The following is a 22,653-nucleotide window of genomic DNA, read 5'->3' as shown; positions in this document are numbered from 1 at the left end:
GTTATGAAATCACTTCTTGTTCTGGCATTATTGGCCACGACGATGTCAGTGAAAGCTCAGTCGTTAAAAGAAACTCTGTTCGCAGGGAAGTTAAAATCGGACACAGGTTCTGTGGTTAGAAAAGGTGAAGATCTTTCAACGAAGATCGATACGACCACACGCAAAAAGCCAGCTCCGGTTGTTGAACCGCCGGCACAGGTGGTGACAGCCTCACTGGACGCGTCGGGTAATATTGTTACCACGGCCATTCAGCAGGATGGAACCCCGGTTGCGGCCGGCTCTTCCGGCTCTGCGACCCCTGCTGTCGATTCCGCGGGCAATCCGGTGCCAGTTAAGCCGAAGGATAATAATGAGCTGTGGAAAAATTATATCGATGAATTTACTACTACTTTAAGGACAGATCTGGCTGGTTCTAAAAAGGTAAAAGACGGAACTTATTCTATATTGATCGATTATGAGATCGGTGTGGATGGGCAGATAGGAGTAAACAATGTGAATGTAGCTCCCGAAAATTCATTTATCGCCCAGCAGGTAAAAGAAAGGATCACGCTTACAGCACCAAGGATGCAGCCATTACTCGGAACAAATGGCAAGCCCCGTAAAGCTGCCAAAAAACAGACGATCACGATCTCAAAATAACTTCCAGTTGGCTTATTGGAAAACTAATGGCGTAAGATCTTTCTTACGCCATTTTTGTTTGAATGCTCAGAAGGAATAGCTGAAGCCCGTATCGTGTTCAGCCCATTCCCATAATTGTTTTGCAACCGCTTTGTCGAGTGCATGTGGTTCCAGTGGAAACAAAACAGGATACCCGCGAATGCCGCCATCTTTATCGGGACTATAAAAATCTCCACCTTTTACTCCCGGCCATGTTGCTGCCATCAGGCTTGGCAATGCTCCCTGCCAGGGCTCCATCAATTCACCAAAACGTTCCAGGGCAGCGTTATAATCTTCTTCGGACATATGACGGACCAGTTCTGTTTTGTTCGCCCCTGGTTGCGTCGCAACAGATAGTACGTTGCCATTTGCTTTACTGATCCGGCGATGCAGCTCCAGTGAAAAAAGAATGTTTGCAAGTTTACTTTGGCAGTACTCACGCATGGCGTCATATGAGTTCTCCGAACGAAAGTTGCTGAAATCGATCTTCCCACGTAGATAAGCCATACTGCTGACGGTCACAATGCGAGACCCTTCTTGCGCTGCAAGAAGCGGATACAAATAACCCGTCAATAGAAAATGCCCCAAAAAATTAACTCCGATCTGCAATTCATATCCGTCTGTTGTTTTCCACTCCGGAGGGATCATTACACCCGCGTTATTGATCAGAATATCCAGCGAGGAGTGAGTTGAAAGAAATTGAGATGCAAACTGCCTGATCGCTTCCAGGCTTGAAAGGTCAACAACGGCGATCTCAAGGCTACCATTTCCCTTAAGCGATCTTATTTTGCCAGAGGCTTGTTCCAGCGCTGTCAGATTCCTTCCGGCGAGAATAACATGCGCACCTTTTTCGTAAAATGCCAGCGCTGTTTCAAATCCGATCCCCGCATTGGCGCCTGTTACCATTACTTTCTTTCCTGATTGATCAGGCATATCATTTTTCGTCCACATATCGTTATTGATTTAGAATACAAAGTTCCAGCGTAAGACGCGCGGACAATTGCATTTAAGAAGCGAATGCTTGCATTATTCAAACATGGCTGCGAATGAGTACGGGTGCCTGGTCTACTGGTCAGTGAATGCTGGTAGTGCAAATGCAGTCAGCTTTTTATTAACAGATGTAGCCCTGAGTGTTCAAATATTTATCTTAGCCTATTCATGATTGATCTAACCCTTAGATATGGATTTCAGTACAGCTCTTAATATTAAACAGGCAATATCAGCCACGTTTTTGAGAACGATCAGATCGGCAAGGCGGATCATTTCGTTCAATTCATCTATTACACCGATTGGAAGCAATGTGCAGAAAACATTGCTTGAGAGTGTGAATGGTGTTGGAGTTGGGCAAAAAGCAAACGGAGAAAACTTTGTGAAGGTGCTGACGCGTGATAAACTGAAACTATCTACATCTCTGTTATCGAAATACTACGGAATGCCTGCTACGGCAATAGTAGTTGAGGAAGCGGGTTTGATAAAGCTCCGTACGCCTACCGGTGTTCATCGTCCGCCTTTCCCGGGAATATCCGTTGCACACTACAAGGTTACAGCGGGAACACTCGGCTGTTTTGTTCAGGATGATAAGAAGAAGATATATATCCTTAGCAATAATCATGTGCTTGCGAACTCAAACAAAGGGAAATATAAGGACCCGATCTTACAGCCTGGCTTAATGGATGGTGGAAAACGTACGAAAGACGTGATCGCTCATTTATCCTATCTCGTTGAGCTGGACCGATCGGGACAAAACCGTATGGATGCAGCCATCGCAGAGATAATGCCTGGTCTTTCGCATGAGTACGGTTTTGGAAAGAAGAAGATAACAGGTGTAACCGAGCCCGTGAACGGAATGAAAGTCGAAAAACTGGGAAGAAGTACGGGTCTTACAAAAGGGAGGATCACCACGCGGAACCTGGATATACAGGTCGACTTTGGCGGCAAAGCTGTTGAGTTCATAGATCAGTTTGAAGTGAAAGGTAACCGGGGGACCATGTTTTGCGATTCCGGTGATTCCGGCGCATTGATCTACGTGAAAGAGACGATGAATGCGGTCGGGCTTTTATTTGCAGGTACCAATGATGGCACTACATTCGCGACGCCGATCAGTGAAGTTCTGGATACCTTTTCTGTCAGAATTTTATAGTTTTGCAGCATGGCCGCGATCACAACCGTTAAAAGACAACTCTATAACCAGCTCAAGGGACAACGCGGGGTGATCGGCGCGGGTATAAAAGGAACAGGAAGTTCAGAGTACATCGTCATCTTCGTACAGAATCTTACGGCCAGGCTACTGGCTAAAATACCCGGGGAATTCAAGGGGATTAAAGTTAAAACTGAACGCATCAAAATGCCCTCTCCCTGATACGCGGATTGCCGGGATGAACGCGAAAGGGTGCGATCCTAAAGACAGTTTTTAAAACAGGAGATGTTCAGGAAAAGATCACGCCTGTTCACGTTCTCCGCGACCATTTACGCTCATTCCGGTAGTTTTATTTTAAACCTGTATCGCTCTCCGAATTGTTGCTCCAGCTTTAATACTTCTTTTGTTTTCTTACTGATCCAGAAGACCTCTTTGTTGTTCGGGCTGGTATGTGTGAGCAGCCAGCAGTCAACTTGCTGGTCGTCGTAGCCAGCCAGTTTGCTGCTGCCTGTCACGGTGTATGCCTGAAGTGCAGGCGCACTGAATCCCGGATCATAGAAGTTGATCAGGAATGTTCTGCCATCTTTATATGGAAGTATTGGGAAAGTTTCCAGGTCGAGATGCCAGTTAAGCACGTATTCACTCAATGCCTGCTGAAAGGCAAGGTAGGGTTGCTTTTTTGCGCGGGCGGTGTCTGTGCTTTTTAGTAACGTATCTTTTATATAGCCTTCTTTCTTAAGAAAGTCAAATGTTGAATTTGTTCTGCCGGTCCATTCACTTTTTTGAAAGAGGGGAGCAAATGTTTTTTCATCGCAGACGGAATAGACTGTATGGACGATCTTTGTATTGTCTTCCCATTCCTGCGTAACGGAGATCGCTTTTCTTCCTTCATAATCTATATAGTCGATCGAGCGGCTCCAGATATTGAAGTTGCTGCGTGTACTGTCTTTACCAAGTTTAAAATAGACCAGGTAGCGATTCATGCCTTTTTTGAGTACTTTGGTATTTACCATGTCGCTGGTAATTTTCACTGTATCCTGTTGGGCAAAGATGGAAGCAAGGGGCAGTAACAAGCCTGCAAGCAATGAGTAGATTTTCATTTGATAAAGCTGATGGTTGTTGGAAATGATTTTCTGCAAAGCAAGTAGAACTGCATTGAGTTTCAGGGAAGAGTTTCCTGAAGTGTGGGGAATCGGGGGCGAAATGCCGGAAATCTGGCGTATCCTGCAAAAAAATGTACCTTCAGTGATCACCTAAAATAGTCTGCCATGATCTCCCGAAAAAAAAGCGTCCTGCTGATAGTTGCCATTTCGTTTGCCGCTTTTCTGTTGATGGCTTTAAAACCTTTACCGCGTCCAACATTGAACAACTGCCGCAAACAGACCGGTGTAGTTTCAACCATTGAATCCGGAGATGGCAAGGCGGATATTGTGATAACACTACAAGGAGATGACCATTATTATTACATTAACCGTGGACAGGAGCGGGGGCTATCTATTCCATGCCTCATTACCAAGCTCAAGAACCGTGAAATAGAAGTGCTGACAGTGAAACACTGGACGCCTCTCGATCCTTCATCAAATACCCGCCATGTGGCCCGAATAGCGTGTGAGGGCGCGGAGGTGTATTCTGAACTGTAAACGTTCAAACTATTACTTCTTCAGGAACCTGCACGCCCTGTGTTTCCGGCACCCTTATAATGAAGGATGCCCCATTCCCTGGTTTGCTTTCTGCGTGTATAGTGCCATTATGTTTGTCCACTATCTTTTTACAGATGGATAAGCCGATGCCGGATCCTTCAAAGTCATGATAGCTGTGAAGGCGTTTGAATACGCGGAAGATATCGCCGGCAAACTGTGGGTCGAACCCGATCCCGTTATCGGCAACAACGATCTCGTGTGAGGGCGTTGTATGGTCCGTTGCTTCTATCTTACGTGAATAGATGAACACTTTTGGCGCTACCTCTTTTTTTCTGAATTTAAGGGCATTGCTGATCAGGTTATAAAACAGTTGTCGTATCAGGCTTGGAATCCCTGCAATGCGGGGCAAATCATCAACAATAATTTCTCCCTGGCTTTTTTCTATTTTGATCTCCAGCTCAACGATAGCCTCACTTACAATTTCATTAAGATCGATAGGTTTGAAGTCGGCTGACCCTGTAGGGTGTCTTGAAAAGCTGAGCAGATCATTGATAAGCGATTGCATCCGTTGTGAAGAGCTGATGATCTTTTTAAAATACCTTTCGGTTTCTTCGTCCTGTTTGCCGTTACTCAGGATCTTGTCACTGAATACCTGGATCTTGCGCAACGGCTCCTGCAGATCATGCGATGCAACGTAGGCAAACTGGTCAAGTTCTTCGTTGATCTCTTTCAGTTGAATATTATTTTCAACAAGACGGGCATTCAGCATTCTTACTTTTTCTTCCGACGCTTTTCTTTCTTCAATTTCTTTCTGCAGTGAATGGTTGGTTGCAAGAAGTGTTTGTTCATGCAGCATCAATTGGTAATTCTTCCGGTACAATTCTACGAATACTCCCACTTTCACCCTTAACAGATCCGGGTTAATGGGTTTGTAGATATAATCAACGCCCCCGGTCCGGTATCCTTTGAAGATGATATCCTCATCGTAATCGTGTGCAGTGATAAAGATGATGGGAATATCTTTCAGCTTATCTCTTTCATAGATGATCGTTGCGGTTTCAAAACCATTCAGATCTGGCATTTGAACATCCATCAGAATGAGTGAAAAATCATGTTCGTTCAACAGTATCTTCAATGCCGCCCTTCCTGAGTTGGCCTTAACGATCGTGTAACTATCTTTCTCCAGAATTGCTTCGATGGAAAAAAGATTGTCTTCACGATCGTCTACAACCAGGATTTTTATATCAGACTTAGGCGGATGTTTGGTGTTTGGCTTCATCATTTCTTATTTGTATAGCCAGATTCGCATCAACGAAAGAAGCTGATCTATTTTAACCGGTTTAGTGATATAATCAGATGCACCTGCCTCGATACATTTTTCACGATCTCCTTTCATCGCTTTCGCCGTTACGGCAATGATGGGAAGGCTGGTGTTCTTATGTTCTCTTCTTATCTTCTGTGTGGTTTCATAGCCGTCCATTTCCGGCATCATGATATCCATCAGGACAATGTCAACATCTTTGTCATCTTCCAGGATCCGCATGGCTTCCTGGCCGCTTTCCGCAGTGATAGTGTTAATATTATATCTTTCGAATGCGGTGGTCAATGCAAAGAGGTTACGAACGTCGTCGTCTACAACGAGTACTTTCTTGTGTGTAAGGACATCGTTTTTCGAGCGAAGGTTCTCGATCAGTTTCTGATGTTCGGGCACCAGTTTTTTATGATCAATATGCAGCAGCAGAACGATCTCATCCAGTAACAGGTCTAGGGAGTTAACATCTTTCAGCAGGATCCTGCTGGAGTATTGTTTCAGTTGTGTCCGCTCTTTCGAAGAGAAATCCCTGGCCGAATAGATCAGTACGGGTTGTGTTTTGCGGATCGCGGCGATTTCTGTTACGAGTTCAAGACCGCCAATGTCCGGTAACATATAATCTACGATTATTCCATCGTAAGCATTTTCCCTGATCTTTTGCAGAGCCTGCGTTCCAGAACCGACGATATCGATATAAATACCATTATTGTCGAGGATCTTTGCAATGCGTGATGAGTCTAGTTCATTGTCTTCAACTATGAGCAGTCTTTTTTGTTCGTCCTGTGCATAGACGGCAATATCGCTGAAGAGATGGTCAAGCGCTTCGGTTTTCAACGGTTTAAGGTGGAAGCTTTTCGCCCCGCGATGCATTGCCAGAAGGCGATTTTCTTCTCCAGAGATCAGGTGCACTGGTATGTGACGAAGCGAGATATCATTTTTGAACAGATCAAGGATACGCCAGCCGCTTGCGTCAGGGAGTTTTACGTCTAACGTGATCGCGGCAGGATTGTATTTGTTTACGAGATCGAACACTTGGCCAAAACTGGTGGCGATCACCGCCTTTAGATTCATCTCATGTGCCTTCTCGATCATGATCTTTCCGAATCGCAGATCGTCTTCGATCACAAGCACTACGCGGTCACCGGTATTGATATTGTTCCTGTCATCGCCCGTTTCATTGATGATCTCATTCATAGAATCGAGGTCCTTCGCTTCATTCACCTTCACTGTAGGCACTGATTGCAGGGTATTGGCGATCGCGGCTCCTTCAGCTAGTTTGTATTCACCAGCCTGCAGCAGACTGCTGGGCTTCTCGCGTTTTGCAATTGCCCCCGGATTATAATCGACAGGAAGGAAAAGCGTGAATGTACTTCCATGACCCGCTTCACTGATCAGCTCTATAGAACCGCCAAGCAGGTCGGCCAGACCACGGCTGATGGAAAGACCAAGCCCGGTGCCTCCATATTTCCGGCTTGTTGAACCTTCCGCCTGCTGGAATGCTTCGAAGACGATATTCTGTTTGTCTTTGCTGATCCCGATTCCTGTGTCTTTGATCTCAAATGCCACCACTTTACGTGCATTGTCAAGATTCGGGTTGCTGAGGCGCCATCCGCGTTCAGATTCATATATGCGGAACTGAACTTCTCCTTTTTCCGTGAATTTGAATGCATTCGAGAGAAGGTTCTTAAGGATCTGATTAAGCCTTTGCGCATCTGTTTCGAGGCTGGCAGGCAATTGCTCATCCAGGTCGATCTTGAAGCGAAGATTTTTGTTTTCAGATATATGCTTGAATGTTGTTTCCACAAAATTCGCCACATCACGGAAGGCGAGCTGTGTGAAGTCGGTAGAGATATAGCCGGATTCAATTTTAGAAAGATCAAGGATATCATTGATCAGCTGAATCAGGTCATCGCCGCAACTGTGAATTGTTTTTGCATAGCTGACCTGTTTGTCGGAAAGATTTCCTTCATGATTCTCGTAAAGCTGCTGTGCCAGGATCAATAATGAATTCAACGGGGTTCGCAGCTCATGTGACATGTTCGCCAGGAACTCCGATTTATATTTCGAAGTAAGCTGAAGCTGTTCTGCTTTTTCTTCGAGAGACAGTCTCGCTTCTTCCACTTCCTTGTTCTTTGTTTCCACTTCTTCTTTTTGTTTCGCAAGAAGGTGGGCTTTATCCTGAAGCTCTTCGTTCGTTCTTCTCAACTCATCCGTCAGCGATTGCGATTGTTCCAACAGGCTTTCAGTACGGGTGTTTGCTTCGATCGTATTCAATACGATACCGATACTTTCGGTCAGCTGGCTTAAGAAGTCAAGGTGAGTTTCACTGAACGGATCAAATGATGCCAGTTCGATTACCGCCTTGATCTCTTTTTCAAACAATACAGGAAGAACGATCAGGTTGACAGGGGAGGCCTTGCCTAACCCGGAACCGATCTTGATATAGTTTTTTGGAATATTGGTGAGAAGGATCCGTTCTTTCTCCAGTGCAACCTGGCCAACCAATCCTTCACCTAATGCAAATTCGCGTGATGATTCAACTTCTTCGCCAAATGCATAGGCTGCGAATAATTTGAGCGATTGATTTTTGGTGGCTTCATTTTGTGAAAGGATATAGAACATGCCTTTTTGTGCGTTCACCACCTGTGCCAATTCTGAGAGAATTCTTCGGGTTACCGTATTCAGGTCTTTCTGTCCCTGCAGCATCTGTGTGAACTTGGCAAGGTTTGATTTCAACCAATCCTGTTCCTGGTTACGCAGTGTTGTCTGTTTCAGGTTAGCGATCATCTGGTTGATTGTATCTTTCAATTCTTCCACCTCGCCCTTCGCCTGTACAAGGATCATCTGCGTAAGGTCACCTTTGGTTACCGCGGAGGCCACTTCGGAGATAGAACGTACCTGCGTGGTAAGGTTCTCTGCGAGCTGGTTTACGTTTTCCGTCAGGTTCTTCCAGATCCCGGATGCGCCGGGAACGTTTGCCTGACCACCGAGTCTTCCTTCAACGCCCACCTCACGGGCAACAGTCGTTACCTGGTCGGCAAACACCGCCAGCGTATCGATCATTTCGTTGATGGTATCGATCAGTTGAGCCACCTCACCACGTGAGACGATCGACAGTTTTTGTTTCAGGTTACCGGTTGCCACCGCTGTTACAACTTTCGCGATACCACGTACCTGGTTGGTAAGGTTGGAGGCCATCATGTTCACAGAGTCGGTCAGATCTTTCCATGTACCGGCCACACCCTGTACTTCTGCCTGACCACCGAGTTTACCATCGGTACCTACTTCACGTGCCACACGTGTCACTTCATAGGCGAAGGAGTTAAGCTGATCCACCATTGTATTGATGGTGTTCTTCAGATCGAAGATCTCGCCTTTTACGTCGATGGTTACTTTCTTGGTGAGGTCACCCGATGCCACGGCCTTCGTCACTTCCGCAATGTTACGCACCTGGTCGGTCAGGTTACCGGTCATCTGGTTTACGGAATCCGTCAGATCCTTCCATGTACCGGCAACGCCTGGTACGAATGCCTGTCCACCGAGTTTACCATCTGTACCCACCTCACGCGCCACACGCGTCACTTCCGATGCAAAGGCGCGAAGCTGATCCACCATCGTGTTCAGCGTTTCTTTCAGTTGAAGGATCTCACCGCGTACGTCCACGGTGATCTTCCTTGACATATCACCGTTCGCCACGGCGATCGCCACTTCCGCGATATTACGCACCTGGTTGGTAAGGTTCGATGCCATCTGGTTCACGGAGTCTGTTAAGTCCTTCCATGTACCAGCCACACCGGGCACGTTTGCCTGTCCACCGAGTTTACCTTCGGTACCTACTTCACGCGCCACACGCGTTACTTCCGATGCGAAACCACGAAGCTGTTCCACCATCGTATTGATCGTATTCTTTAATTCGAGGATCTCACCTTTTACATCCACTTCGATCTTCCGCGACAAGTCACCGTTTGCCACCGCGGTGGTTACTTCGGCGATGTTACGTACCTGGGAAGTAAGGTTCGATGCCATTTTATTTACGGAGTCGGTCAGGTCTTTCCAAAGGCCTTCCACGCCGGGTACATCCGCCTGACCGCCGAGCTGTCCTTCAGAACCCACTTCACGCGCCACACGGAATACTTCGGAACCGAATGAGTTCAGCTGATCCACCATCGTATTGATCGTATTCTTCAACTCAAGGATCTCACCTTTTACATCCACGGTGATCTTACGGGAAAGATCACCTTTTGCCACGGCTGTTGTTACTTCCGCGATGTTACGCACCTGCGCCGTAAGGTTCGAACCCATCTGGTTTACCGAGTCAGTCAGATCCTTCCATGTACCACCCACACCCTGTACCTTCGCCTGTCCACCGAGTTTACCTTCGGTACCTACTTCAAGCGCCACACGCGTTACTTCCGAAGCGAAGGAGTTGAGCTGATCCACCATCGTATTGATCGTGTTCTTCAGCTCGAGGATCTCACCGGCTACGTTAACGGTAATTTTTTTAGAAAGGTCACCGGTTGCAACGGCAGTGGTTACATCAGCGATATTACGTACCTGTGCGGTAAGATTGGAGGCCATCTGATTCACCGATTCGGTAAGGTCCTTCCAGGTACCACCCACGTCCTGCACTTTTGCCTGTCCGCCCAATTTACCTTCGGTACCTACTTCAAGCGCCACCCGCGTTACTTCGGAGGCGAAGGAGTTCAACTGATCCACCATGGTGTTAATGGTGTTCTTCAACTCGAGGATCTCACCTTTTACATCCACGGTGATCTTCCTGGAAAGGTCACCTTTTGCTACCGCGGTGGTTACTTCCGCGATGTTCCGCACCTGCGCGGTAAGGTTTGATCCCATCTGGTTTACAGAGTCGGTCAGATCTTTCCATACGCCACCGATCCCTTTTACGGTTGCCTGCCCACCGAGTTTACCTTCTGAACCAACTTCCCTTGCCACACGCGTTACTTCCGCGGAGAAGGAGTTGAGCTGGTCCACCATTGTATTGATCGTATTCTTTAATTCGAGGATCTCACCTTTTACATCCACGGTGATCTTTCTGGAAAGGTCACCACGCGCCACGGCCGTTGTTACTTCCGCGATGTTACGTACCTGCCCGGTAAGGTTGGAGGCCATCTGGTTTACAGAATCCGTTAAGTCTTTCCAGGTACCGGCCACACCTTTCACTTCTGCCTGCCCGCCCAGTTTACCGTCGGTACCTACTTCACGGGCCACACGCGTTACTTCGGAAGAGAAGGAGTTGAGCTGATCCACCATCGTGTTGATGGTGTTTTTCAGTTCGAGGATCTCTCCCTGTACATCCACCGTGATCTTTTTACGGAGATCACCTTTTGCCACGGCAGTTGTTACCTCGGCAATATTACGCACCTGAGCGGTAAGGTTACCGGCCATCTGGTTTACGGAGTCCGTTAAGTCTTTCCATACACCAGCCACACCTTTTACTTTCGCCTGTCCGCCGAGTTTACCTTCTGAACCCACTTCACGCGCCACACGCGTTACTTCCATGGAGAAGAGGTTCAGCTGTTTCACCATGTCATTCACCTCCGCGGCGATCTTGGCGAACTCTCCCTGCAGTACGTGATCCCCGATCTTTAATGGCATTTCCTGTGAGAGGTTTCCTTTTGCCACGGAGCTGATCACGTGAGCGATCTCAATAGTCGGGTGAACAAGATCAGAGATAAGTGTATTAATAGCGGAAACGCTCGTGGCCCATGATCCGCGTGCGGTACGGGGAAGTTCCACCCGGTGATTCAGATGCCCTTGTTTTCCGATCGTATTTCTTGCGAGGGTAAGTTCTTCAACCAATGTTTCATTAAGAGAGATGATCTCATTTAACGTGTCGCAGATCTTTCCTGACATTCCTACCTGGTCGATAGGCATACGCACGCTGAAGTTGCCGGAACGCACTTCTGCAAGTATTTTTAACAGCAGACGTTCGTCCAGTTCATCTGTTGATGAAAGCTGTTCGGTTTCACTAACTTGTTTTTCTTTGATTTTCTTTTGAGATCCGTTTCCGTTGGAAGATGGTTTTTCATCGGCAAAACCTACCGGTACGGCCGAAGGCAGTGAGTTTGGTTTTTTTTTCATCCGGGTTTATTTCGGTTATGGAGTTTATTGCGACAAATAAAATTGCAGAGTGGGTGTAATGGGACTTAAATAAATCTTAACTTTCGCGAACCTTAAGAAGCATTAAAAACTGTGCCAATAAAAACCGGAATCAACAACCGATCGATCATTTTCGGAGAGGATGATATCGACGACATCGATCTGCTGAGAGAAATATTTGCAACAATAGACAATTCCTTTTCGCTTTTATTTATCGATAAAGGAAGGGCGCTCATCAACACACTGGAATCGCTGTCCGATGATGAATTACCCTGTTTGCTGGTGCTGGATTACAATATGCCGGAATTGAACGGCGCTGAGATCCTGACCGAGTTGAAAAAGCAGGAGCGTTTTTCGCGGATCCCCAAGGTGATATGGAGTACTTCAGGGTCGGATACTTATAAGAAAAAATGCCTTGAACTTGGTGCCGTCGACTACCTGATCAAACCGGTGAATGTGAAGGATTATAAAGAGACCGTTCGTCAGATGCTTTCTTTCAGCCAAGGCGGGTAAGTTCAGAAGGAGGAGTGAAGCAGGCTCATCGATAATGGTTTTTCCCAAACCGTTACCTGCGGATATTCAGCAAAAATCTCTTCCCCTTTGTAGTGTGCGCTTGCGAGATAAAGCCGTAAGTGTGGATTTTTTTCTACAATCGCGTCTACATGTTCCCATCCTTTTCCGTCAGGAAGATTGTTATCAAGAAATAATATGTCCGGCTTCACCTGTTCCAATTGATCTAACCCCTCATTAAGGGTATATGCTAAAAACACATCGTAGTTCTTCTTCGTAAAAAAATTCTTCATCAACAGACAGAAATCTGTTTCATCATCAACAAATAAAACTTTTAATTTTAGCATCACCAGAATTTAAGGATAAAATTAATGCTTCCCGGAAACTCAACACCAGCCACTATACCTCTACAACTTTTCTTTTGCTATAACAGACCGCAGAAAGATATATTGTATACCAATACGTCCATAAAAAAATATTTTGAGGTGGTGGCGGATGAACAGCAAACGGCGCTATTCCTTCATTCCGGCTGGATCGAAGCGTTGCAGCTTACCGGAGACAGAGAGCACAGTTTTACGTTCACTGAAACGAATGGCAAAAATTACAGTTGCAGGGTAAGATCCGTTACAAACCTTACTGGTAGCGGTTTTGATGAACTCCTTTTTTGCGAAGTGACTTGTCTTCACCATCACGGAAAAGCCGCTGATAAGGAATTTGAAGAGCTGATCAATCTGGCATCTCATGACCTTGATGCGCCACTTCGAAAGCTCGGAGTGTTGATAGAAAGGCTCACGGGTAAGATAGATCCGTCCGGCGAAGGGGCGGCATTTGTGCCGCGTATAGAAGCCAATATCAGGGATATGCGTGCAATGATCGATGGGCTGACAAAGCTTGCAAGTGTTAACATACCTGGTCCAAAAGAAGAAATTTACCTGGGTGAACTGGTGAAGGAGTTGATCGCGGAATGCCGCAGAAAGCACCCGGGAAAGAGCATCACACTGGAGATAAATTCCCTCCCGCCGCTCAAAGGCGATGTGCTTTCCATCCGGATGTTATTCACTAACCTGCTGGAAAATGCAGTTATCTTTTCTCAAAATGAACAAGCGTTCATTCAAGTTTCAGCCGTGCAAGCGTCAATCGAAGAGATGAAATTTCACTCGCTGCAGAATGGCATCAAATTTTATAAGATCACTGTCCAGGATCATGGAATTGGTTTTAACCGGCAGGATGCGGAAAAGATCTTCAGGCCGTTTGTGCGATTGCATGGGAAATCTGCCTATCCGGGGAGCGGTCTCGGACTGGCAGTTTGTAAGAAGATTGTAGAAAACCATCAGGGGTTGATATATGCTGATGCAACTGAAAATGAAGGAGCGCGATTTATCTTATTTTTACCTCAAAGCCTTAATTAATGCTTAGCACGAGAGAATTCAAAATTGTTATTGTCGATGATGATGAAGACGATTTTTTCATTATCTCCGATTACATTAAGGCGATTGAAGGCGGCCGTTTTGCGATTGAATGGTGTAATGACTATAATTCCGCGATAGAGATCATCCGTCAACGCTCAAGCGATATTTATTTTGTGGATTATCGCCTGGGTAATTACACAGGTCTTGATCTGCTACAGGCGGCGCAGGAAGAAGGTTTTGACGATCCGTTTGTGATCCTTACCGGAAAAGGCAACAAGGTCATCGATATCAAAGCGATGGAAAGTGGCGCTACTGATTACCTGGTCAAGTCTGAATTGACGACCGAAAAGCTGGAACGTTGTATCCGCTATTCACTTGTTCGTGCCGGTGATCTGAAAGAACTGAAAGCGCGGGAAAACAAATACCGGAACCTTTTTGAAACATCGAAGGACGCGGTTTTTATTGCAGACGAAGCGCTGAACTTTCGTGAAGTGAACCGGGCTGCCACTGGTTTGTTCAAATTGGGCAGCGAGGACCTGATGGATTTTAACCTGTTGGAATTCATCAAAACTGAAGCATCAAAAGACCGTGTGCTGAAGTTGTTCTCAGAAAAACAGAATTTCCATGACCTGGAAATAGAAATGGAGGATGCAGAAAAAGAAAAGAAGGCCTGCCTGCTTTCACTTGCTTTTTCGAAGGATAATGAAGACAAGCCCGTTGTGCATGGGATCTTGCACGATATTTCCGGCATCAAAAAAGCAGAGCTTGCGAACCTGCAGGCGCATAAGCTGGCAATGAATGAGCGGCTGATGCGTACACTTGCACATGAGATCAGAAATCCACTGAACAATATCAGTCTGTCGATCGAGCATTTCTCCATGCCGCTCGACAGTGAGGAAGAGAAGACCTCTTTAATGGAGATCATGAAACGGAATTGTACACGGATCAATCATATCATTACAGAACTGCTGGACCTTACAAAACCGCTTGAACTGACTTTCCAGCCACATAGTTTGCAGGAGATCCTTGATGAAAGCATTCAAATGATCGCAGACAGGATGAATCTTCAAAAGATCTATCTCAATAAAGTTTATCCGGATACGGAAGTTGTGATCCCCGCCAACAAAGCGAAGCTGGTGATCGCATTCACCAATATCCTGATCAATGCCGTTGAAGCAATGGAATCCGGCAAAGGCGAATTAACGGTGACGATCAATGGAAGCGGCAACCACGTATCCGTATTGATTGCGGATAATGGTGCCGGTATTCCGCAGGAGCATCTGTCAAGATTATTCGAGCCATTTTTTACCCTGAAGAAAAACGGGGTAGGGTTGGGGCTGTCTGTTTCTTATTCGATCATTCAGTCACATAATGCGGCAATTGATGTCAGAAGTGAGTTGCAGAGCGGTACGCAATTTCATATAGTTTTCAATCGCAGCCAGGAGTAGGACCAGAGGGAAAAGAGGAAGAGATATATGAATAGGAGTTTATGTAGTCAGGTCTCAAGTTTCAAAAGTGCTATGTAAGGGTCTCCCTCCAGTCCAAGCAATGTTGCGAATGCCGGTTCTGTTTTTAAGCCTTTTTCTTTCAGGCGGATTATTTCCTTTCTGAAGTGTTCTCCTTTTTCATTTAGCAGCTTGTTTTCGATCAGCAGGTGGCGATAGCCCATTTGTTCATTGCTTGCAATGGCTTGTCCGAATATTTCTACTGGAAAGCCTTCAAGCATAAAGCTGCAGATTACAGACCGTTCTTCGCGGATACAAGTCTTACGCGATTCATACTGTTCCATGTCGCCGAAAGCCTGGAACAGATGATCGGTAAAAGCGTCTTCATTATTCCAGCAGCAAACGATATCCAGGTCGCTTCCTTCAATGTCAATGTTCAGGGGGATCGTGCCAACCAGCAGTGGCTGGAACTTCTCCAGCTTTTCCAATATGTGATAGGTGGTCAGAACCCTGAACGCCTGTTGCTGGCGGGTGGTTCCGTGCTGAAGGTAGCCGATATCTTCAAAATTTATGTCCATAACTGCTGGTAAAGATAGTATGCAGGGTCTTAAGGGAAGAGATCACCCGTGTTATTGATTAAATGATCCGGACCGAGGATGTAAAAGACGCGTTGCTGAACAAACTTCTTAAGAATAAAGGATATCGCTGGCTGGTACAACCGTTTACTCGCATCCCGCCGGCAAGCCGAGATGGAGGATCGATCATATCCTGTTTAACAAAAATGCTGCATCGAAGATCGTTCGCGATAGTACAGGCCCGGTCTAATCTTAAGCAAGTCTTAAATGAAAAAATTAAGTGATCATCTTCCTGTTATAACCAAAATGGCCATTGGAAAATAAGCTGCCTTGTACAAAGTCCGGATTAAAAGACAAGAGGCCGCCACCTTATTACCCCCCAGGTCCTTTGCGGAAATTTCGTGATTGCCACCACACTTCCTCCATCAGTTCTCTGCCGGAATAGTCATGAGCATAGGTACATGAGCCGCAAAGGAGCCGGGATAGTTATCTTGACAAAATACCATAATAGCTCGGTGTCCGATGGTCCAACGCATAGCAGTAGTATCTAAGCCTGGTATGACAGTGCTGTTTGCGGGAACAGGGGAGGTGCTATAATCATGGCAGATCAGCCACTGACCGTCGGCCATCCCTTCCACCGGAATATTCTTCCATTCACCGGTCTTTTCATCCTTATGCCGGATTAGCCCTGTTTCTCCTCTTCACTCCGTTCTAGCTTTGTGCTATCAAAAACGATAATTATGATAGCAATTACCGGAGCGAATGGAAATTTGGGGAAAGCAACACTGTTTTTCCTGCTCAAAGCAGCCAATCCTTCTGATCTTGTGGCCGTAGTAAGAGATCCTTCAAAAATGAATGAACTCTCTTCAAGCGGCATACAGATCCGGCAGGGCGATTATGAAAATGTATCATCTATGGAAGAAGCATTCGATGGTTGCGATACGATCATGCAGGTATCTTCCGCTGTGTACGGAGAACAGGCCGACAGGCAGGAGAAGAATGTTGTAAATGCTGCCGTCAACAGCGATGTTAAGCGTATTGTATATGTCAGCACATTGAATCCGGGAAAGGAGAAGCTTTTTCGGGCGGCCGTTACCTGCGGGGCTACAGAAAATGCGATCGCCGACGCCGGGCTTCAATACAGTTTTTTCAGGAATAGCATGTATATGGAAACCATCCCCCTTTTTGTCAGCAATGCATTAGCAGATGGGAAGATCTATTATCCGGCGGGAGAGGGCAGGATCAGTTATGCTTCCCGGATCGATATCGCGGAAGCGTTAGCCGGAGAACTTTTGCGTAAGAGGAGCGGCAATGAGATGTTTCATATCACTGGCGCCGAAGCGGCAGGCTTTGATACAGTGGCGGCATTGCTGAAATCTGAAAAGGGGCTGGACGGAGAATACACCAATATCCCAGATGATGCCTTTGCAGAAGTGCTGCTGGATCTGGGAATGAGCGAAGAGGAGATCAATTTTTACATTAGCATGGCGCAAAGTATCAAAGCAAACGAGTTTGCCGGTGTGCATGACGATCTGGAGAAATTACTGGGAAGAAAACGGAAAAGCCTGAAGGAATTCATCAGGGAGCTTTGAGCGGGGCTTAGATAGCGGAAGATTTATTCCGTGACCAGCTATCTGAGTTCTGAACGATGAACTCCCTCCAGCTCCATTACCAGGTCTTCACCATATGCAGTCGATGGCGTCTGATATCCTGGTTTGAAGTTTCCCCTCAGAATTTTCTGCGATACGAGCAACATGCTTGCTGCAGTAAGCTCGTATGCTTCCGGCGTTTGCATAACTGCTGTCACTGTTTCTCCTTTTGCGTTACTAACCTCTGCGCGGATCAGGCTTACTGACTTTGCCCGCATAGCGTCATCAGGGCCGGGTGATTGTTTATTGATGATCGCCCGGATAAGATTGCGCATAAATGAAGTCCGGAGTAACCAGTTGAACAATACCTGCCCTTTGTTAAAGAACCAGGCAGCTTTCGGAATGCCCGTGTAGCTATTGATATTGGGAATCCCTGTAGAGAAGTGAGCGGTTGAAACGTCGCCCCATGGAATACTCATTACAAAAAGATCTTTTGTTTTTCCATCAGCCGTAATGAATGGGACGGTCTTGCCCGTTTTGCCCACCGGTTCGTGCGTAATGATCCCGTTTTTTCTTATCGCACCAGGTTCGCCAAGTTTTAAGACAGTAGTGAGTGAAGTGCCACGCGAAAGTTTGCTTCCGGGAATGGCAAAAGCAATTTCAAGATGGGTGGCGTCCGGCAGTTTTTTCTTCAGCCAGAGCGCAAGACAGTCGGTTGGCACTACGTCAAATCCGGCGCCGGGCAGGAGCATGACGTTTTTTTCTTTCGCCGCCGCATCATAGCTTTTGATCTTTTCAAATACATCCAGATCTCCGTTAAGATCGATATAATGAGTGCCTGTTTGCAGACAGGCAGTGATCACCGGTTCAGCGGTATGATCGTATGGGCCGGCGCAATGCACTATCAGTCTAACCTCTTTCAGTGCGTTGATCAGGGCTGGCTGGTCGTTCAGGTCGAAGATCCGGAACGGCAGCCCCAGTTTTTGGGCAAGCGGCTCGATTGCCTCCTTCCGGCGCCCGGCGAGAATAGGTTTCAGCTGGTATTGTGAGGCAAATCGTGCGATCAGTTCTCCGGTATATCCGTTCGCGCCATATAGAAGGAAGCTTTCTTGCATGAGGCAAAATACAACTATTGTATCAATAGGCTTCGAATGATTGACTGTTGCAAAAACTCAGTGGCTCGAGTATGGTCATCAGATAAGTTGTTAGCCTTGGCGACACTCCGGCTTTTCCCTGATTTTAGAATGAAGCAGATCCTACTTGCTGCATCGAATAAAAAAATTGGAGCTAATTCCCCGAAATGTGTAATTATTTTCCTTTAGTAATAGCTTACTGTTGTTGCAAAGATCATTATGATGTCTGCAAAGACAGCAGCAGCGCGGTCTCTTTGAATTATCCATTTATTGCAAAAACCGGCAGATATTTTGGTAAATGCATAATGAAACTATTTTAATCCGTACTCTATTCTCTAAGATGATTTTAATCGAACAAATATGTTCTCAGTAACCTTTAACTATCGGGAATCTCAATACGAGGCATTGATCCGTATGGTGAAACAAAAAGAAGATCGTAAAGAATATCGCATCACGATCATGAATGGCGAACTGGAGGTTCAACTCTACGGCCATCATCTCCTCAAGGAAGAAAACGGCAAGCTGGATCTTTCCACTGCCGGAATACCGGAAAATATTGTTGAGCTGAAAACAACGATCGCAAAAGCGGTCGCGAACGACCGGCGAATGGCCGCTGATGTTCACGGGTAGAATCCTGCAAAAGCAATTGCCGCTTCATTGAAGAGTTTATTTTTCAATGAGGCGGCAATTGCTTACCTGTCGTGCTCTGCTCTGTTTATGAGTATTCGTATTCGCGGATCATTCGCGTAAGAAGTAGCACTCGAACCGGCTTCCTTCTCCCAGCTTACTGTAAGCTTTAATAAAACCATTATGCGCGTCCATGACCTTTTCACAGATGGCAAGGCCAATGCCTGATCCGCGGAAACGATCGGGATGAAGTTTGTCGAACATGTGAAAAATGCGCTGGCCCTGTTCTTCATCGAAACCGATGCCATTGTCGATAAAAGATATGCGGCAGAGTTTTTTAGGCGTTGTATGCTTTATTGCATTTCCGGCTTCAATGATGTCTGCTTCTACACGTACAACCGGTGTATTCTCCGGAGATTGGAATTTGATTGCGTTATCAAGCAGATGGAAGAACAGGAAGCCAAGCATTTCCCTGTTCCCATGAATGGCCGGAAGTTCATTGACTTCGATCACAGCACCTTTCTCTTTGATCTTTGCGCCAAGTTTTGAATCTTCCAGCACCGATTGGAAGACTTCATTCAGATCAACTTCTTCTGTTTTTTCAAGAATAGTATTTATTTCGGAAAGGGAAAGGATATCGTCGAGCAAGAGGTTTATGCGATTCAGTGATGATTGCATTTTCCTCAGCTTCGCTTTACTGTTATTGGATAATACATGACCGTCCGTGCGTGCAAGTTGTTCCAGACCTGTATAGATCATCTTGACAGGTTCTTTCAGATTCGTACCTGTGATACCTGTAAAGGTTGAAAGATCATTTGATACACGTTTTAGTTGGCGGTACTTGATTTCGAGCTCATCATTCAAGCGTTGCAGTTGTTGTTCTGCTTTGATCCGGTGCGATACATCATGCATTACATTCATTACTCCTACAACAGTACCCTCATTATTCTTTAATGGCAGAAAATGATTTTCATGGTGATGCCGGTTAAATGTATTCCTTTGGGCAGGTAAAAAGCTTTTCCATCCGTTAAATGCCTGGATGATGGCATTCATGGTTTCCCTGTCCTTTGATAATTGAGGCATGAGGTCCATGATCAACTGATTCATCGCTGCGGTCTTCGTAATGCCGGTCTGGTCAGCACTTGCATTATTCCAGGCAATAACCCTCCAGTCAGTATCAATGGCGAATACGCGATCAACACTGGAATCAATCAAAAGCTCCGCGAGATTTTTTTGCATCGAAGAAGTAGTGGCACTTTGCATACACATGTGAAAATTACATTGTCTTTCAGCAATAATATCGCCAAACGGTGGAGGAGTGAAGGTTTTACAGGGAAACACCTATTTCGTTGCCGGTAATCCTCACTGATGGCCAGCGTCCCCCTGCCCGAAAGAGTAAAGCCTGCATTCTCTTCCTATCGACGGGATCAGCATCGATACAACAGCTTGCCCGGTGAACGGTCAACGGACAACGATTCTTACCTTTGCGGCATGGATTACTTCAAACAGCTTTCGGATCTATTACGAACGGAGGAACAGGCAGACAGGTTGGCTTACAGGCAATTAACAGAATCCAGTTCATTGGGCGCCAAGCGTGCAAATGGCCTTTCCTGGTACCCGATCGTGATCCGGGATACCGAGATGGGAGCCGGGGACTATCTGACCGTAGAGATGGAGCGAACGAACAATTTTGAGGTGGCTCACCTTTTCCGGTTTGGGGCGTCTGTTGAACTTTTCTCTAACCGGGACCCAAAGGAGTACCGGGTAGAAGGGGTAGTTACCTACCAGGGAGGAAATAAGATGAAGATATCGTTGCGCACAGATGAACTGCCCGATTGGTCGAGAGAGGCCAGCTGGGTGTAAACCTGCTTTTTGATGATAATAGCTACGACGAGATGAAATCCGCCATCCGGGAGGCAGGGCGGCGATTGGATAAAAAGGAGGATGACCTGCTGATCCGCGTTCTGACAGGGGATAAACAACCGACATTTTATGAAGATCAGCCGCAATTCGATTCCCAACGGTTGAATCCATCTCAGACCCAGGCAGTGAAAAAGATCCTTGCGGCAAATGAGCTGGCGATCGTACACGGGCCTCCCGGCACCGGAAAAACTACCACGCTGGTGGAAGCGATCAAAGCTTTATATGCCCAAACAAACCAGCAACTGCTGGTAGTGGCTCCAAGTAATGCTGCCGTTGACCTGTTAAGTGAAAAATTATCTGATAACGGAATGACAGTAGTGCGTGTAGGAAACCCTGCGCGTATTTCGGAAAAACTCTTTTCGCTGACAGTTGATCAGCAAATGGCGGAACACGCTCAGATGAAGCAGGTTAAAAAGCTTAAAAAGCGTGCAAATGAGTTCAGGGAGATGGCTTATAAGTACAAACGGAATTTTGGGAAAGCAGAGCGCGATCAGCGAAAGAGTTTATTTGAAGAAGCAAGGAATATCCTGAAAGAAGCCGGCAATACAGAGCAATACATATTAAATGACCTTCTATCCAGGGCACAGGTGATCACCGCGACGCTGGTCGGAGCTAATCATTACACGATCCGCGACCGTCGTTTTCACACGGTGGTGATCGATGAAGCGGGTCAGGCCCTGGAACCAGCCTGCTGGATCCCCGTCTTAAAAGCCAAAAAACTGGTAATGGCCGGTGATCATCATCAGCTTGCTCCAACGGTCAAATCTGAACAGGCTGCCAAAGATGGGTTAAGCCGTACGCTGATGGAAAAGAATGTTCAACTTCATCCAGACGCCGTTGCATTGCTTGAAGAACAATACCGGATGAACCGTGCGATCATGGGGTATTCTTCTTCCGTATTTTACCAGAACCGTTTGTCGGCGCACCAGTCTGTTGCAGATCATGTGTTGTTTGAGTCTGACAATCCGCTTGTGTTCATTGACACCGCCGGCTGTGGATTTGAAGAGAAAGTTGAGGGCACCAGCACATATAATCCGGAAGAAGCGGCATTCGTTTTTACGCACCTGAGGCAGATGATCCCATTACTTGAAACGCACTATTCACCGGGAGAATTCCCCACCATTGCGATCATTTCTCCTTACAAGCAACAGGTAGATACACTTAAATCATTATTGCTGCAGTCTCCCGATCTGCTGGCTTATGGAGATAAGATCGCTGTGAACACCATTGATAGTTTCCAGGGGCAGGAAAGGGATATGGTATACATCAGCATGACGAGAAGCAATACAGAGAACAGGATCGGTTTTCTGTCAGATATCCGAAGAATGAATGTGGCCATGACCCGCGCAAAGAAGAAACTGGTTATTGTAGGTGACAGCGGTACTCTCGCCCGGCTTCCATTTTATGCAGATTTTATTACGTACGCAGAAAGGCTGAATGCTTATGAAAGTGCCTGGGGATACATGAGCTAGGATTCAGAAGATGTTGAATAACAGAATAGCGGAAGCATTCATAAGTAAAAATTGATCATACTGCCTGTGCTATTGAATAACCAGTTAAAGCATAATGATGGACG

The 22,653-nt window shown here is 46.2% G+C and carries 19 protein-coding genes; 11 read left to right on the top strand and 8 right to left on the bottom strand.

Annotation, left to right across the window (positions count from 1 at the left end; genetic code table 11):
* Positions 1-3 precede the first annotated feature (3 nt).
* Entirely contained in the window at positions 4-639 is a 636-nt protein-coding gene (locus LZZ85_RS21130) for a hypothetical protein (protein ID WP_237875353.1), read from the top strand.
* 66 nt (positions 640-705) lie between these two features.
* Here the strand turns inward: LZZ85_RS21130 and LZZ85_RS21125 are convergent, their stop codons facing one another.
* Positions 706-1,608 (bottom strand): oxidoreductase, encoded by a 903-nt coding sequence (locus tag LZZ85_RS21125; protein ID WP_237875352.1) that lies wholly within the window; start codon positions 1,606-1,608, stop codon positions 706-708.
* 229 nt (positions 1,609-1,837) lie between these two features.
* Here LZZ85_RS21125 and LZZ85_RS21120 point away from each other — a divergent pair, with 229 nt between their 5' ends.
* Together LZZ85_RS21120 and LZZ85_RS21115 are read left to right on the top strand one after the other, a co-directional pair.
* On the top strand, positions 1,838-2,797 hold the full coding sequence (locus LZZ85_RS21120) for a Nal1-like putative serine protease (protein WP_237875351.1): 960 nt from the start codon (positions 1,838-1,840) through the stop codon (positions 2,795-2,797).
* 9 nt (positions 2,798-2,806) lie between these two features.
* The gene (locus LZZ85_RS21115; protein WP_237875350.1) at positions 2,807-3,016 is read left to right on the top strand and encodes a hypothetical protein; all 210 of its coding nucleotides are present in this window, start codon (positions 2,807-2,809) and stop codon (positions 3,014-3,016) included.
* A 113-nt stretch (positions 3,017-3,129) separates the two neighbouring features.
* On the opposite strand, the gene LZZ85_RS21110 is transcribed toward LZZ85_RS21115, so the two are convergent.
* Positions 3,130-3,894: a DUF3108 domain-containing protein gene (locus LZZ85_RS21110; protein ID WP_237875349.1), complete on the bottom strand. Its 765-nt coding sequence runs from the start codon at positions 3,892-3,894 to the stop codon at positions 3,130-3,132.
* Positions 3,895-4,062: 168 nt separating this feature from the next.
* On the opposite strand from LZZ85_RS21110, the gene LZZ85_RS21105 reads away from it, so the two are divergent.
* Positions 4,063-4,434, top strand: a complete 372-nt coding sequence (locus LZZ85_RS21105) for a hypothetical protein (protein ID WP_237875348.1) — start codon at positions 4,063-4,065, stop codon at positions 4,432-4,434.
* A gap of 4 nt (positions 4,435-4,438) precedes the next feature.
* Here LZZ85_RS21105 and LZZ85_RS21100 read toward each other — a convergent pair whose 3' ends face one another.
* Both LZZ85_RS21100 and LZZ85_RS21095 read right to left on the bottom strand, forming a co-directional pair.
* Positions 4,439-5,716 (bottom strand): sensor histidine kinase, encoded by a 1,278-nt coding sequence (locus LZZ85_RS21100; protein ID WP_237875347.1) that lies wholly within the window; start codon positions 5,714-5,716, stop codon positions 4,439-4,441.
* Positions 5,717-5,719: 3 nt separating this feature from the next.
* A complete protein-coding gene (locus tag LZZ85_RS21095) occupies positions 5,720-11,848 on the bottom strand; it encodes a HAMP domain-containing protein (RefSeq protein ID WP_237875346.1) in 6,129 nt (2,042 codons plus the stop codon).
* 111 nt (positions 11,849-11,959) lie between these two features.
* Here LZZ85_RS21095 and LZZ85_RS21090 point away from each other — a divergent pair, with 111 nt between their 5' ends.
* Positions 11,960-12,379 (top strand): response regulator, encoded by a 420-nt coding sequence (locus LZZ85_RS21090; protein WP_237875345.1) that lies wholly within the window; start codon positions 11,960-11,962, stop codon positions 12,377-12,379.
* A gap of 2 nt (positions 12,380-12,381) precedes the next feature.
* Here LZZ85_RS21090 and LZZ85_RS21085 read toward each other — a convergent pair whose 3' ends face one another.
* The gene (locus LZZ85_RS21085) at positions 12,382-12,723 is read right to left on the bottom strand and encodes a response regulator (protein ID WP_237875344.1); all 342 of its coding nucleotides are present in this window, start codon (positions 12,721-12,723) and stop codon (positions 12,382-12,384) included.
* 24 nt (positions 12,724-12,747) lie between these two features.
* Here LZZ85_RS21085 and LZZ85_RS21080 point away from each other — a divergent pair, with 24 nt between their 5' ends.
* Both LZZ85_RS21080 and LZZ85_RS21075 read left to right on the top strand, forming a co-directional pair.
* Positions 12,748-13,785 carry a sensor histidine kinase gene (locus tag LZZ85_RS21080; RefSeq protein WP_237875343.1) on the top strand — a complete coding sequence of 346 codons (1,038 nt, stop codon included), beginning with the start codon at positions 12,748-12,750 and terminating at the stop codon, positions 13,783-13,785.
* Positions 13,785-15,233, top strand: coding sequence for a hybrid sensor histidine kinase/response regulator (locus tag LZZ85_RS21075; RefSeq protein ID WP_237875342.1), 1,449 nt, complete (start codon positions 13,785-13,787; stop codon positions 15,231-15,233). Before LZZ85_RS21080 ends, LZZ85_RS21075 begins: the two co-directional genes overlap by 1 nt.
* A gap of 47 nt (positions 15,234-15,280) precedes the next feature.
* Here LZZ85_RS21075 and LZZ85_RS21070 read toward each other — a convergent pair whose 3' ends face one another.
* Positions 15,281-15,808 carry a DUF4269 domain-containing protein gene (locus tag LZZ85_RS21070; protein WP_237875341.1) on the bottom strand — a complete coding sequence of 176 codons (528 nt, stop codon included), beginning with the start codon at positions 15,806-15,808 and terminating at the stop codon, positions 15,281-15,283.
* A 737-nt stretch (positions 15,809-16,545) separates the two neighbouring features.
* Between LZZ85_RS21070 and LZZ85_RS21065 the strand changes: the two genes are divergently transcribed.
* Positions 16,546-17,397: an NAD(P)H-binding protein gene (locus tag LZZ85_RS21065; protein WP_237875340.1), complete on the top strand. Its 852-nt coding sequence runs from the start codon at positions 16,546-16,548 to the stop codon at positions 17,395-17,397.
* A 38-nt stretch (positions 17,398-17,435) separates the two neighbouring features.
* On the opposite strand, the gene LZZ85_RS21060 is transcribed toward LZZ85_RS21065, so the two are convergent.
* Entirely contained in the window at positions 17,436-18,509 is a 1,074-nt protein-coding gene (locus LZZ85_RS21060; protein ID WP_237875339.1) for a saccharopine dehydrogenase family protein, read from the bottom strand.
* A gap of 378 nt (positions 18,510-18,887) precedes the next feature.
* Between LZZ85_RS21060 and LZZ85_RS21055 the strand changes: the two genes are divergently transcribed.
* Positions 18,888-19,157 (top strand): hypothetical protein, encoded by a 270-nt coding sequence (locus tag LZZ85_RS21055; protein WP_237875338.1) that lies wholly within the window; start codon positions 18,888-18,890, stop codon positions 19,155-19,157.
* A gap of 108 nt (positions 19,158-19,265) precedes the next feature.
* On the opposite strand, the gene LZZ85_RS21050 is transcribed toward LZZ85_RS21055, so the two are convergent.
* Positions 19,266-20,417 (bottom strand): sensor histidine kinase, encoded by a 1,152-nt coding sequence (locus tag LZZ85_RS21050; protein WP_237875337.1) that lies wholly within the window; start codon positions 20,415-20,417, stop codon positions 19,266-19,268.
* A 105-nt stretch (positions 20,418-20,522) separates the two neighbouring features.
* Between LZZ85_RS21050 and LZZ85_RS21045 the strand changes: the two genes are divergently transcribed.
* Positions 20,523-21,017 carry a hypothetical protein gene (locus LZZ85_RS21045; protein ID WP_237875336.1) on the top strand — a complete coding sequence of 165 codons (495 nt, stop codon included), beginning with the start codon at positions 20,523-20,525 and terminating at the stop codon, positions 21,015-21,017.
* Positions 20,990-22,549 (top strand): AAA domain-containing protein, encoded by a 1,560-nt coding sequence (locus LZZ85_RS21040; protein WP_237875335.1) that lies wholly within the window; start codon positions 20,990-20,992, stop codon positions 22,547-22,549. Before LZZ85_RS21045 ends, LZZ85_RS21040 begins: the two co-directional genes overlap by 28 nt.
* Positions 22,550-22,653: the final 104 nt, after the last annotated feature.

Origin of the sequence: Terrimonas ginsenosidimutans, from assembly GCF_022012415.1 — a bacterium.
GTDB lineage: Bacteria > Bacteroidota > Bacteroidia > Chitinophagales > Chitinophagaceae > Terrimonas_A > Terrimonas_A ginsenosidimutans.
Note: the sequence above shows the minus strand (reverse complement) of the source record. Positions and strands in the feature narration are given on the sequence as shown.